The sequence below is a fragment of the Cellvibrio sp. genome, assembly GCF_039207905.1.
In the GTDB taxonomy this organism is placed as follows: Bacteria; Pseudomonadota; Gammaproteobacteria; order Pseudomonadales; family Cellvibrionaceae; genus Cellvibrio.
This window is the reverse complement of sequence record NZ_JBCECX010000019.1, coordinates 24,365-37,822: the sequence shown is the minus strand read 5'-3', so window position 1 is coordinate 37,822 and position 13,458 is coordinate 24,365. Positions and strand designations below refer to the sequence as shown.

The window sequence follows — 13,458 nt, the reverse complement described above, 5'->3', positions numbered from 1 at the left end:
ATCTTCAAGATTGCTGATTACCAGAAAAGACGTTTTGTATCGCTGTCGTTTCAAAAATAAAAAAGGGGCCATGGCCCCTTTTCCACGTCACACTTCAATCACGCTAAAGCTGCCTTCAACTCTTCCTTACGAGCAGCTAACTGAGCACCCAGCTCAATCAAATCAAGCTTTGTCTCTTTAACTTTTGGAAAAATCTCGTTCTGCTCTTCTTTAACATGGTGTTTAACGTATTCAGACAGCACCTTCACTTTTGCATCATAAAGCTCTGTACCAGGAGATTCGCTCTCAATTTGAGCAATGAGATATTTCAAAGTCTCATGTTCCACCTTGGCTTCTGGAACCAAGGATTTGTCTCTTAGCACCTTTTCAATCGCAGGATAGAAAATCTCTTCCTCAATCTGCGCATGAACAGTAAGCTCCTGGCATATTTCGGTCGCCAAAGCCTGCTTTTTTGCCGGCGAACGCGCTGACTCGAATTGTTCAAAAAGATCATTTACCAGTTTATGGTCAGCTCTTAAGAGGCGTGTTGCTTCCTGTGCTTTACCTGCAATAGGGATAATTTTCTTGGCTGAATTAGGCATAATATTTCTCCAATTTTTCACGGTTACGAATAAATTTTATTGAGAAAATAAAATCTACATTTTCAAATTAAATTTATTACAAAAATATATTTTTATTAATAACACCTTCTCAAAGTGCAATAATGGGGCCACCTTTGATAAATGGCATATCAATCGCCTCTTTGGCATACCAACCTTTAAGGCGAAGCGTTAATTGAATGTATTAGAGATTTTTTAAGTAAATGTTACTGAAACCTTTACCTCTAATGCCCGAATGCATAAGTTGGAATTAATTTTGTTGAAGAGGTTTTTACAATTCGGCAAAGGGTTCTTACGATGATTAAGGAATTTTCGCATCATGTCGCATGGACAGACGCGATGAAATATAAAAACAGGTATACAGGATTAATTGGCTACCAACGAAAGATTGGTGATGGACTGGCTCGAATCTTGTGGGTATACGGTCCAGAATTTACAGAGATCTCTGCGGCTGAATCATCGGCGGAAAAAATGCTTGAGCAAATTAAGGACATCATAAGCAGTGAATTAAAGCCTCACAACTCGTTTCCTAAAATGCACCGGAATATTGGTTTGATTTGTTTCAGACTTGGTACAGCGTGCTTTGCCCTCAGCAGAATTGTATTTTTCGATCTACGACAGAGCGGCTCACCAGAATTCAACCTGTTGAAACAGCTTGCAGCCAAACCGGTAAATATTATTTCTATATTACGTAGTTTGATCCATGACATTCACCCTTAGAGGATTACCTAATGCGCGCACTAACTTATCACGGCAGCAATGATGTACGAGTAGATAATAGGCCTGACCCGGTAATCCAGGAGACAGATGACATTATATTGAAGGTGACGGCCACTGCAATTTGCGGCTCAGACCTGCATCTATATCGCGGGAAAATTCCGCAAACTGAAGATGGCGACATTTTTGGTCATGAATTTATGGGAATCGTTGAGGAAGTTGGCAGTGGTGTGACAGCGGTTCAAAAAGGGGATCGAGTCGTTGTACCGTTTGTCATTGCATGTGGTGGTTGTTTCTTCTGCTCACTTGATTTGTATGCAGCATGTGAAACCACTAATACAGGGCGCGGTTCCATTATTAATAAAAAGCAGATTCCTCCAGGCGCTGCCCTATTCGGCTTTAGTCATTTATATGGAGGGATTCCCGGTGGCCAAGCAGAGTATGTTCGCGTGCCCAAAGCAAATATAGGGCCGATTAAAATACCGGAGGGGTTAGATGATGAAAAAGTATTATTTCTTTCTGACATTCTTCCGACTGGATATCAAGCTGCATTGAATGCGGGCATTAAATCAGGCAGTAGCGTAGTCATTCACGGCGCAGGCCCAGTAGGACTCATGGCGGCTGCCAGCGCAAGATTATTAGGCGCAAGTCAAATTTTTATGGTTGATCACCATCAATATCGATTGGACTTCGCATCACAAACCTATGGCGTCATTCCAATTAACTTTGATGAAGTTGACGACCCAGCGGCGGCGATCATTGAGCAAACGGCTGGCTTCAGAGGGGTTGATGCTGCAATAGATGCTGTGGGCTTTGAAGCTAAAGGTAGCAAAGTAGAAACGGTGCTAACTAATCTTAAAATTGAAGGTAGTAGCGGCGCAGCCCTTCGTCAGTGTATTGCAGCAGTAAGACGCGGTGGAATCATTAGTGTCCCTGGCGTGTATGCGGGCTTCATCCATGGTTTCTTGTTCGGTGACATATTTGAGAAAGGCTTAAGCGTCCGCACCGGACAGACCCATGTCCAGTCTCACCTTCCTATCTTGCTCGAAAATATTTTAGAAGGGAAATTACATCCCAATGTAATTATCTCTCATCGATTGCCGCTCGACCAAGCTGCTGAGGGCTACAGAATATTTGACAAAAAAGAGGATGATTGCAGAAAAGTTATCCTTCGACCTTAATTAAAAGGAAACAAGGATGTTTTAAATAAAAACCTTCTCGACATCCATGTGGAAAACCATTAGGTGAGATATGTCAGCCGTTCAACTTAAAGCGATTCGCGAATCTTTTTTCACGACTGTGTTTAGCTTGCTGGGGCATATCGCTAACTGTGATGGATATATTAATCGTAACGAAATCAAGCGCACGCAAGTGTATATGGATAAGATGAAGCTATCAGCTCATTGCCGAAGTGAAGCTATCCATCTTTTCAGATCCGGATCTAATCCAGCATTTGATATCAACTCATCGCTTGAAGAATTTAAAAGTGCTGCTGGTGAAAATCCTAATATAACCCAAGTGTTGCTTGTCTATCTTATTAGCATGGCCCGGACGGATGGACAGCTTGTAAAAAAAGAAATGGAAGTGGTCCAAAAGGTAGCCGGAGGATTAGGTTACACCAGCATAGTATTTGACCATTTACTAAAAATTATTACAGCACAAGATGAATTTGAACCACCGGCCGACAATGACAAATACCAACGCACAAACACTGATTATCAAAAACACAATTTCAAAGCACACGTCACCATTGATAGAAGTGCGGCATTCAGAGCGCTAGACATATCACCGGATGCGTCTGAAGTTGAGATAAAGAAAGCCTATAGAAGATTAGTAAATCAATTTCATCCCGACAAATTGGTGGGCCAAGGCATGCCACCAGATCTTGTCAGCGCAGCCACAGAACGCTTCAGAAAAATTCAAGCAGCTTATGAGCTACTGCAAAAATATCGCCGCAAATCGGATATGACGTAATTCGAGAGGGATGAAATATTAAGAGACCGATAACTCTTCTTTTTAAGACAGTTCAATACACGATAATTATCATCTAATGAGTGGAGATGATGGACGATATCACCAAGGTTATACGTTTTCTTAATGAGCGCGGACTTTCCGTAACAACAGCGGAGTCCTGTACAGCCGGGCTAGTTGCTGCATTCATGGCAGACGTTTCTGGGTGTGGCAATGCGCTACACAGTGGGTACGTGGTTTATACCGAAGAGGCTAAAAATACTTGCCTAGGTGTGCGTCTACAAACCATCCACGCGTTCGGACTTACCAGTGAGGAAGTGGCTATGGAAATGGCCATTGGGGCTCTCCATCGCAGCGCCGCCAATCTCATCGTTGCGATCACCGGTATGGCAGAATCCGATGATTGTCTCAGTGGCGTTATCTGTTTCGCTTACGGGTTAAAAACACAAAATGGATACCGATTATTAAGTGAAACAAAAAAATTCGAAGGCTCAAGAAACTCCGTCAGAAAATCCTCTGCTATTCACGCGATACTATCGCTACCTGATGTTTATGAAAAAATACAATCTTACCCAGAGATTAATACGATTAATGCGGAACAACTGTTGACACCACATGTTTGAGCAACTTGCTATTGCTTTTACAGGTATTTTAGCTGTGTGGCTAACTCAAGATCAGCGCCACTCAGTTAGAAAGTATGCCTGCCTTTTTGGCCTTGCTGGCCAACCCTTTTGGTTTTACACCACTTATCAAGCTGAACAATGGGGAATTTTTATATTGTCTTTATTTCTACACATTCGCATGGGCCAAAGGTTTTTATCTTTTTTGGTTAAAAAGAGATGTTGAAGAACAACGGCACAAATAATTTTGAAACCTCATCAACATTCTAAACCACATATTCACTCATCTCATATTGCCTGGATAGACTCAGCATGCAAGTTCGCGATGGCACAGGCTTGCTCAAAGTCACTCCATGGTTGTGCGCTAGCGAACCGATAAATACCTCATTTTCGCGAATGATGGAATATCGCTTTAATTTTAACGTTCGTTAAATTCAACGTGCGCGAGTACACCTTTAATTTCAAGCTCTGAAACTTGGGATTGAGCATGATCGAAATGCCATGCCATTAAATATAAAAATAGCTCCTTACCAAACTATAAAATTTTTATAGACCGATTAAATAGTTGCAAGCGATGAAAGTCGCACAGGCACCTCTTTGGTCAATTTGACCTCGTATCTCTAGAAATCTTTCGCGTACAACCCAAAAGTAGTATTTCCAAGGATATGAAAATGAGCAAACTTAGTTGGGGTCAAAGAATATTTAATAAAGGCAGCACTTATTTAGGCAAATATCCTCATCAGCATGATGATCAGTCGCCTTTGCGCGCCGAATTATTTGGCGCGGATCAAATGGAGCAATTTGGTAAAGCTTTGGCGGGAATGCACAGCATCAGCAAATCCCGCTCACGTGATGATTTACTCGCACGCCTGGATGAAAACGAACAGGTATTAATTAGCGGCTGTGACATGCTGACGGCAGCAGTCAAATCGCATTCCCGCATCGCTCCAGCCGGTGAATGGCTGCTCGATAATTTTTACATGATTGAAGAGCAAATTCGCACCGCACGCCGCCATTTACCTAAAGGGTTTGCACGCGAACTACCGCGCTTGGCAACAGGGCCTTCAGCAGGCTTGCCACGTGTGTATGATTTAGCGCTTGCGTCAATTGCTCACGGTGATGGCCGCATTGATGGTGAAGTTCTCAGCCGCTTTGTTGCTGCTTATCAAACGGTAACTCCGCTCACGCTCGGTGAACTCTGGGCAATTCCAATCATGTTGCGCTTGGCGCTAATAGAAAACCTGCGCCGTGTAAGCTTGCGAATTACGTCTGCCCGCGCATACGTAAATCAAGCGCAACATTGGGCAAACCAAATGATTGAAGTGGCGGGCACCGATCCTAAAAGTTTGATTTTAGTAATCGCCGATATGGCGCGCTCGCGTCCACCAATGGTTAGTTCCTTTATCGCTGAATTAGTGCGTCGCTTGCAGGGACATGGCCCGGCATTGGCAATGCCGCTCACATGGATTGAGCAACGTTTGGCAGAGGAAAGCCAGACCATCGAGCAATTGGTATCGGCGGAAAACCAGCAGCAGGCAGTCGATCAGGTTTCGGTGAGTAATACCATTGGCAGCCTGCGTTTTTTAGGTGCGCACGATTGGCGGATATTTGTGGAAAACATGAGTATCGTTGAGCACATCCTGCGCGAAGATCCAGTCGATGTTTATCGCAATATGGATTTTGCTTCGCGCGATGAATATCGCCGCGTGATTGATCGACTGGCGAAACACAGTAAAGCCTCGGAAGCCGAAGTCGCGCGTTTGGCACTCACTCTCGCACGCGATCATACAAGCGCGGATTCAACCACAGTATCCAAAGCCCATGTTGGTTATTACCTTGTTGATCGCGGCTTGCCCGAGTTGGAAAAGCGCATTTCCGCCCGCGTTCCTCTCGGTTTTCAGTTGGGGCGATGGTGTGGGCATGCGCCGCTGTCGCTCTATCTTCTAGGAATCATTGGATTAATCCTAGCCGCCACTACCGGGTTGTTGGTGATGGTGGAAAATGCCGGATTCAGTGATGCTCACTTAGGGCTAATTGCGCTCTTGTCGTTGGTTGCTGCAACACCGCTTGCTACCGCGTTAGTTAATTGGCTTATCACATTATTCGTACGTCCCAAGCGCTTGCCGCGAATGGATTTTGCGCGCGGTTTACCTACCGATGTTGCAACACTGGTAGTGGTACCCACTCTGCTTAACAGTCCCGACGGAGTGGATGATTTGCTGGAAGCGCTGGAAGTGCGCTTTCTAGGCAACCGCGATGACAATCTCTTTTTCGCTTTACTCACTGACTTTGGCGATGCACTGACTGAATCACTTCCCGGCGATGAGTCTTTGTTACAACGGGCGCAGCAAGGCATTGAACAGCTCAATGAAAAATACGCAGCAGAGGGAGTTAGCGGCGACCAGTTTTTCCTGTTCCATCGTTCACGCCAGTGGAATGAAGTGGCAGCCTGCTGGATGGGAGTGGAGCGCAAGCGCGGCAAGCTGGCAGATTTGAACGGCTTGCTGCGCGGTAAAGGCCGTGAAGCGTTTTCCCTGATTGTCGGGGATGTGGATAGCCTACCGCCCATCCGCTATATCATCACCCTCGATACCGACACACAATTGCCGCGTGATGCAGCACGCGAGTTTGTCGGCACCATGGCGCACCCACTGAATCGCCCGATCTACGATGCAGAGCGCCGCCGCATCACCCAGGGTTACGGCATTTTGCAGCCGCGTATGGCGGCAAGCTTGTCGGCTGCAAACCGGTCGCGTTATGTGCAGCTTTACGGCAACGAACCGGGTATTGATCCATATACCCGCTCGGTCTCTGATGTGTATCAGGACGTGTTCCGCGAAGGATCATTCATCGGCAAAGGGATTTACGATCTCGATGCTTTTGAAACCGTGTTACATGGCAGCTTTCCGGATAACCGGATTCTCAGCCACGATCTGCTCGAAGGTTGTTATGCCCGCGCTGGCTTATTGAGCGATGTGCATCTGTATGAGGATTACCCCGCCCGTTACGCGTCCGATGTCAGCCGCCGTGAGCGCTGGATTCGCGGCGATTGGCAAATCGCCAGTTGGCTATTGCCCCGCGTTCCGAGTGCAGACGGGAAGACACTGCCCAATCCATTATCAGCTTTATCGCGCTGGAAAATTGCCGATAACCTGCTGCGTAGTCTGGCGCCTGTCGCACTGCTGCTATTGCTGTTAATCGGTTGGTTATTGCCCACGCCTCTTTATTGGACGCTCGCGTTGCTCGGTATCATTGTGTTGCCGCCATTACTTGCCACCTTGATCGATTCCCTGCGCAAACCACGTGAAGTCTTTTTTCAGCAACATATTGTGAACGTTGCGGTCGCAGCCTGCCGCAATCTCGCACAGGTGTTGTTCCGCATCAGTTGCTTGCCCCATGAGGCGGTTTACAGCTTGGCGGCGATTTTGCGCAGTTGCTGGCGCTTGTGTTTTGCACCGCAGTTACTGTTAGAGTGGAGTTCTTCGGCGGAGCAGGAAATCCGCGCTGAAAGCGGATTTTTGGCGTCATTACGGCTGGTGTGGTCAGCGCCGGTGTTTGCATTACTCGCCGCCGGTGGGATTGCGCTATTAAATCCGGATGCGCTGTTGCTGGCGGTGCCGGTATTGAGTTTATGGCTGTTTGCGCCGGTGCTGGTGTGGTGGTTGAGTCGTCCGCTGGAGCGCAACGAGACGAGTTTATCGGCTGAGCAAACACTGTTTTTACGCAAAATCGCGCGTAAAACCTGGGCCTTTTTCGAGCGCTTTGTGGTTGCGGGTGATAACTGGCTGCCACCGGATAATTATCAGGAAAGCCCCGGCCCGGTCATCGCACATCGCACATCACCGACCAATATCGGGCTTGCGCTGCTGGGCAATTTATCAGCGTACGATTTTGGTTTTATCTCCGCCCATACTCTGCTCGAACGCACCACCAACACCTTCAATGCGATGGCGCGCTTGGAGCGGCATCGCGGGCATTTTTTCAACTGGTACGATACCCAGACGCTATTGCCACTGGCGCCGCGTTATATTTCCGCCGTGGACAGCGGCAACCTTGCCGGGCATTTGCTGACCTTGCGTGCCGGTTTACTGGCTTTACCCGCCCAGAGCATTCCTTGTACACGAGTATTTGAGGGCTTGTCGGACACACTGGAAATCCTGACAGACAGTCTCAGCCTTATCCAACCGGCAGATGGTCATAACACGCCGAATATCGTGCAGACCTATATCGCCCGCTTGCGCACTTTGCTCAACGTTGGTTGCAGCCATGCGCGCGACGGCGCCCAGATTCCGCTGTTATTCCACAGTCTTGAAGCCGTGGTGAATGCGGCGGAGAGTATCAACACTTACCTTGCTGCACAGCCTGTTAGCAAATTAGTCTTAAGTGGCGGCTTGCCGGGTGATGGATTGGGTACAGCAGACAATGAAGCAAAAACTTGGGCTGAAGCTTTGCTGCGACAAAGTCGCGATGCATTAGATGAATTGCTGTTTTGTGTTCCCTGGCTGGGCCTACGTCCACCACCACCGACCCTCAACAGCTTTATGGCCAGCCTTGCCTTCACTAGCGATATGAATGCCATTCCGAGCTTGCGCTCGCTGGCGGAGCACAGCAGCAAAGTGCTGCCTTTGTTAGATACCCAGATGTTGCAACCGGGTACCCAACTTGAGCGGGATTGGCTGCTGGAGCTGCGCAATCTGGTTGCCACCACCAGCACCCGCGCCAGTGAGCGCATCGCTAGCTGCGACCTTCTGATTGCCCAAGCAACTGACTTTGCCGCGATGGAATACGGGTTCTTGTACGACTCCAGCCGCCATCTGCTCGCGGTGGGTTACAACCTCGACGACTATCGCCGCGATAACAGCTTTTACGACCAGCTCGCCTCGGAAGTGCGCTTGGCCCATTTCGTCGCCATCGCGCAAGGGCAGTTACCGCAGGAAAGCTGGTTCGCGTTGGGTCGCATCCGCACCATTGTCAGTGGTGAGCCGGTGCTGGTGTCCTGGAGTGGCTCGATGTTTGAGTATTTGATGCCGATGCTGGTGATGCCGAGTTACGAGGGATCACTGCTCGACCAGACCTGTCGTGCGTCCGTCGCCCACCAGATTGCTTACGGCAAGCAGCGCGGTGTGCCCTGGGGGATTTCTGAGTCCGGTTATCACACCTTCGATGCCAGCCTTAACTACCAGTACCATGCTTTCGGTGTTCCCGGTCTCGGGTTCAAACGCGGTTTGGCAGAGGATTTGGTGGTATCGCCCTATGCGTCTGTACTCGCATTAATGGTCGCACCCGAGGCCGCCTGCTCCAACTTGCAACGCTTGGCGGCGATGGGGATGGAGGGGCGGTTCGGGTTTTATGAAGCGGTGGATTACACCAGTTCGCGGCTAGCGCGGGGCCAATCCAGCGCTATAGTCCGCTCGTTTATGGTTCATCACCAGGGCATGAGTTTGCTGGCACTAACCCAGTTATTACTCGATCAACCCATGCAGCGCCGCTTTGAAAGTGATCCACTTTTTCAAGCGACGTTACTCCTACTGCAAGAGCGGATTCCCAAAGCCTCTGTCCTGCACACCCATGTGGCGGAGCATGCCGAAGGTGCCGCCATTTTCGATCAAGTGGAAAGCGCCGCGTATGTACCTTTTGCAGCGGAAACTCCGACGCCGGAAGTGCAGCTGTTATCCAACGGCCGCTATCAGGTGATGGTGACCAACGCCGGTGGTAGTTACAGCCGCTGGAAAGATCTGGCCGTCACCCGCTGGCGCGAGGATGCAACCCGCGATCAATGGGGTATGTTTGTGTATCTGCGCGATGCCGATAACGGCGACTTTTGGTCGGCCAACCATCAGCCCACGGTTAAACGCGCCGACAGTTATGAGGCGATGTTCTCGGAGGGGCGCGCTGAATATCGCCGCCGCGATCACGACATCGAGACTTACACTGAGTTAGTCGTGTCGCCCGAGGATGATATCGAGCTGCGGCGCTTGCGCGTCACCAACCGTTCGCCACGCACAAGAACCATCGAGATCACCAGCTACGCCGAAGTCGTTCTCGCAGTTCCCGCCGCCGATGCCACCCAAACTGCATTTGGCAATTTGTTTGTGCAAACCGAAATTGTTGCCGACCGCCACGCATTGCTCTGCACCCGGCGCCCGCGCTCGGTGGGTGAACAAACGCCCTGGATGTTCCATCTACTCGCCAGCAACGCCAAGCATGTAGACCAAGTATCTTACGAGACAGATCGTCTGAAATTTACCGGTCGTGGTTGCACTTTGGCGGCGCCGCAAGCGGTAACCAATGGCGGCCAATTAAGCGATAGCCAAGGTTCGGTATTAGACCCGGTAGTCGCGATTCGCTGCCGTATCACCTTGGAAGCAGGGCAAGTGGCGACGCTCGATCTGGTTTCCGGTGCTGCGGAAAATCGCGATGCCTGTATGGCGCTGGTAAATAAATATCAGGAGCGGCATTTTGCCGACCGGGTGTTTGACCTTGCCGCTACCCACAGCGGCGTGACTCTGCGCCAGATTAACGCGAACGAGGCCGATGCCCAGCTCTATCGCAAGCTGGCTGGCCCGGTGCTTTACGCTCAATCGGCATTGCGTGCGGATGCGAGCCTGTTAATCCAGAATCGGCGTGGACAGTCAGGACTTTGGGGCTACGCCATCTCCGGCGATTTACCGATTGTGCTGCTCAAGATCGCCACCGCCGCCCACATTGAGTTGGCGCGGCAAATGATCCAATGCCATGCCTACTGGCGTTTGAAAGGCTTGAAGGTGGATTTGGTGATCTGGAACGAAGATCACGTTGGCTATCGGCAACATCTGCAAGACCAAATTATGGGCTTGATCGCCACCGGCAGTGAGAGCCATGCGATTGATCGTCCGGGCGGCATTTTTGTGCGTTCAGGTGAGCAGATTTCCCATGAAGACCGCATTTTGTTGCAAACAGTAGCGCGCGTAATTGTCGATGGCAGCCGTGGCAGTTTGGCCGAGCAGGTCAACAGACGCAGTCTGGGAGACAAAAAAATCGCCCGCCTCACACCCACTCGCACGCGTGGATTGGTGAACGAACAACCCCAGCAGATTGGCCCGCGTAGCGACTTGATCCTGACTAATCATTTGGGTGGATTTACTACCGACGGTCGCGAATACATTATCACTACGACTGCTGCGCAAGTGACGCCGTTGCCTTGGGTGAATGTGCTGGCGAATCCGGGTTTCGGCACCGTCATTTCGGAAAGCGGCTTGGCCTACACTTGGGCTGAAAATGCTCACGAATTCCGCCTCACGCCTTGGTGCGATGACCCGGTCGGCACTTCGGGTGGCGAGGCAATTTATCTGCGCGATGACGAGACCGGTCATTTCTGGTCGCCTACTCCATTGCCAGCACGTGGCGTTTCGCCTTATGCAACCCGTCATGGTTTTGGTTACAGCGTATTTGAGCACACGGAAGACGGCATTACGTCGGAGTTATGGGTGTATGTCGATCTGGAAGCATCGGTCAAATTCTCAGTGCTAAAAGTGCGTAATGATTCTGGCCGCAGAAGGCGCTTGTCCGCGACTGGTTATGTTGAATGGGTGCTGGGCGATTTGCGCACTAAATCCGCATTGCACTTAGTCACCGAGATTGACGCCCGCAGTGGCGCCCTTTTTGCGCGCAATGCCTACAACAGTGAGTTTGGTGGACGCGTGTGCTTCTTCGATGTGGATGACAACGCTCGCACCTTGAGTGGCGACCGCACTGAATTCCTCGGCCGCAATGGATCGCTTGCCAATCCAGACGCACTCACCCGTGTGCGCTTGTCCGGTCGATTAGGTGCGGGGCTTGATCCTTGCGGTGCGATCCAAGTGCCGTTTGAGTTAGGTGAAGGCCAGGAACGCGAGATTATTTTCCGCCTCGGTGCCGGGCAGGATCTGGAGCAAGCGCGTCACTTGGCACAACGCATGCGCAACCTCGGTTCAGCCCGCGCTGCACTCGCCAAAGTCCATGAATATTGGACGCAAACCCTCGGCGCGGTGCAGGTTAAAACCCCTGATCCTGCATTCAATGTGCTCGCTAACGGCTGGCTGCTCTACCAAACCCTGGCCTGCCGTTTGTGGGCGCGCAGCGGCTTCTATCAATCTGGCGGCGCTTACGGTTATCGCGATCAACTGCAAGACACCATGGCGCTGGTACACAGCCAACCAGCCATGATCCGCACGCAACTATTGCGCGCAGCGCAGCGTCAATATCACGAAGGTGATGTGCAACATTGGTGGCATCCACCACAAGGGCGCGGCGTGCGCACTCGCTGTTCGGACGACTACCTATGGCTACCGCTGGTCACCTGCCATTACGTGAATAGCACGGGCGATACCGGTGTGCTCGACGAGCCGCTGCATTTCCTCACCGGCCGTTTACTCAATGACGATGAAGAATCCTATTACGATCTGCCGGGACAAAGCAGTGATACCGCCAGCCTTTATCTCCACTGCCAACTCGCCATCGAAAACGGACTGCGTTTTGGTGAGCGTGGTATTCCATTGATGGGCTCGGGCGATTGGAATGACGGCATGAATCTGGTTGGGATTCACGGTAAAGGCGAGAGCGTCTGGCTCGGCTTTATGCTCTACAAAGTGCTGCTGTCGTTCGCCGAAATCGCCACGTTCAAACAAGATCATGCATTCGCCGTTCGCTGTCAGGAACAAGCCGCAGAATTGCGCGCGAACATCGAACAACATGCATGGGATGGCGATTGGTACAGGCGCGCCTGGTTCGACGATGGTGTCGCGCTCGGCTCGGTAGTCAATGATGAGTGCCGCATCGACTCCATCGCCCAAAGCTGGTCGGTGCTCTCTGGTGCAGGCGATCCGGCGCGTTCACAATTGGCCATGGCTTCCATGTACAAGCATTTAGTGCGCCGCGACCACGGCATCATTCAACTACTTGATCCACCGTTTGATAAATCCGCTATGAACCCCGGTTATATCAAAGGCTATGTTCCCGGCGTGCGCGAAAACGGCGGGCAGTATACCCACGCCGCTATTTGGGCGACTATGGCGTTTGCACAACTTGGCGATAGCCAACGCGCATGGCAACTGCTCAACATTATCAATCCGGTTAACCACGGTAATAGTGCTGATGCTGTTGCTCTCTACAAAGCAGAACCTTACGTTGTTGCCGCCGATGTTTACGCTATTGCACCTCATACCGGTCGCGGTGGCTGGAGTTGGTACACAGGTTCAGCGGGCTGGTTGTATCGTTTGATGACCGAATCACTGCTCGGCATTTCCCGTCAGGGTGTGCATCTGCAAATTAAACCTTGCTTGCCAAAAGAGTGGACGAGCTATTCAGTTGATTACCGTTTCGGTCAGACGCTTTATCGAATTGATGTTATTCATACGCTGGAAAACAACAGCAAAGTTGTACTTGATGGCGTTGAATCAGAAGGTGACAAAATTCCGCTGATCGATGATGGACGTGAGCGAAAAGTGGAAGTGTTTGTTCCTATTAGTGCTTAGAGCTTTTATTTAAAAACCTAGCTTCAGTTTTGTGAGACGTTCTTTAATGTTGAGAATTAG

Annotated in this window: 7 protein-coding genes; 6 read left to right on the top strand and 1 reads right to left on the bottom strand. The window is 50.2% G+C overall.

The genetic code is table 11. The annotated features are described in order from the left end of the window. Positions 1-98: 98 nt before the first annotated feature. Positions 99-581, bottom strand: coding sequence for a hemerythrin domain-containing protein (locus tag AAGC78_RS12855; RefSeq protein WP_435784488.1), 483 nt, complete (start codon positions 579-581; stop codon positions 99-101). A 315-nt stretch (positions 582-896) separates the two neighbouring features. Between AAGC78_RS12855 and AAGC78_RS12850 the strand changes: the two genes are divergently transcribed. From AAGC78_RS12850 to AAGC78_RS12825, 6 genes are all read left to right on the top strand, one after another. Next, on the top strand, positions 897-1,319 hold the full coding sequence (locus tag AAGC78_RS12850) for a hypothetical protein (RefSeq protein WP_435784487.1): 423 nt from the start codon (positions 897-899) through the stop codon (positions 1,317-1,319). Positions 1,320-1,330: 11 nt separating this feature from the next. After that, positions 1,331-2,497, top strand: a complete 1,167-nt coding sequence (locus AAGC78_RS12845; protein ID WP_435784486.1) for a zinc-dependent alcohol dehydrogenase — start codon at positions 1,331-1,333, stop codon at positions 2,495-2,497. A 70-nt stretch (positions 2,498-2,567) separates the two neighbouring features. Next, complete coding sequence (gene djlA / locus AAGC78_RS12840; RefSeq protein ID WP_435784485.1) at positions 2,568-3,290, top strand: co-chaperone DjlA; 723 nt, start codon at positions 2,568-2,570, stop codon at positions 3,288-3,290. 86 nt (positions 3,291-3,376) lie between these two features. Continuing rightward, positions 3,377-3,910, top strand: coding sequence for a CinA family protein (locus AAGC78_RS12835; RefSeq protein WP_435784484.1), 534 nt, complete (start codon positions 3,377-3,379; stop codon positions 3,908-3,910). Further along, the gene (locus AAGC78_RS12830; RefSeq protein WP_435784483.1) at positions 3,903-4,133 is read left to right on the top strand and encodes a hypothetical protein; all 231 of its coding nucleotides are present in this window, start codon (positions 3,903-3,905) and stop codon (positions 4,131-4,133) included. Before AAGC78_RS12835 ends, AAGC78_RS12830 begins: the two co-directional genes overlap by 8 nt. Positions 4,134-4,578: 445 nt before the next feature. Beyond that, entirely contained in the window at positions 4,579-13,398 is an 8,820-nt protein-coding gene (locus AAGC78_RS12825; RefSeq protein WP_435784482.1) for a GH36-type glycosyl hydrolase domain-containing protein, read from the top strand. Positions 13,399-13,458 lie beyond the last annotated feature (60 nt).

What these genes read in the sequence shown, in the direction of transcription:
- AAGC78_RS12855 (WP_435784488.1), bottom strand. Translation starts at nt 581, where the DNA reads ATGCCTAATTCAGCCAAGAAAATTATCCCTATTGCAGGTAAAGCACAG.
- AAGC78_RS12850 (WP_435784487.1), top strand. Translation starts at nt 897, where the DNA reads ATGATTAAGGAATTTTCGCATCATGTCGCATGGACAGACGCGATGAAA.
- AAGC78_RS12845 (WP_435784486.1), top strand. Translation starts at nt 1,331, where the DNA reads ATGCGCGCACTAACTTATCACGGCAGCAATGATGTACGAGTAGATAAT.
- djlA (WP_435784485.1), top strand. Translation starts at nt 2,568, where the DNA reads ATGTCAGCCGTTCAACTTAAAGCGATTCGCGAATCTTTTTTCACGACT.
- AAGC78_RS12835 (WP_435784484.1), top strand. Translation starts at nt 3,377, where the DNA reads ATGATGGACGATATCACCAAGGTTATACGTTTTCTTAATGAGCGCGGA.
- AAGC78_RS12830 (WP_435784483.1), top strand. Translation starts at nt 3,903, where the DNA reads ATGTTTGAGCAACTTGCTATTGCTTTTACAGGTATTTTAGCTGTGTGG.
- AAGC78_RS12825 (WP_435784482.1), top strand. Translation starts at nt 4,579, where the DNA reads ATGAGCAAACTTAGTTGGGGTCAAAGAATATTTAATAAAGGCAGCACT.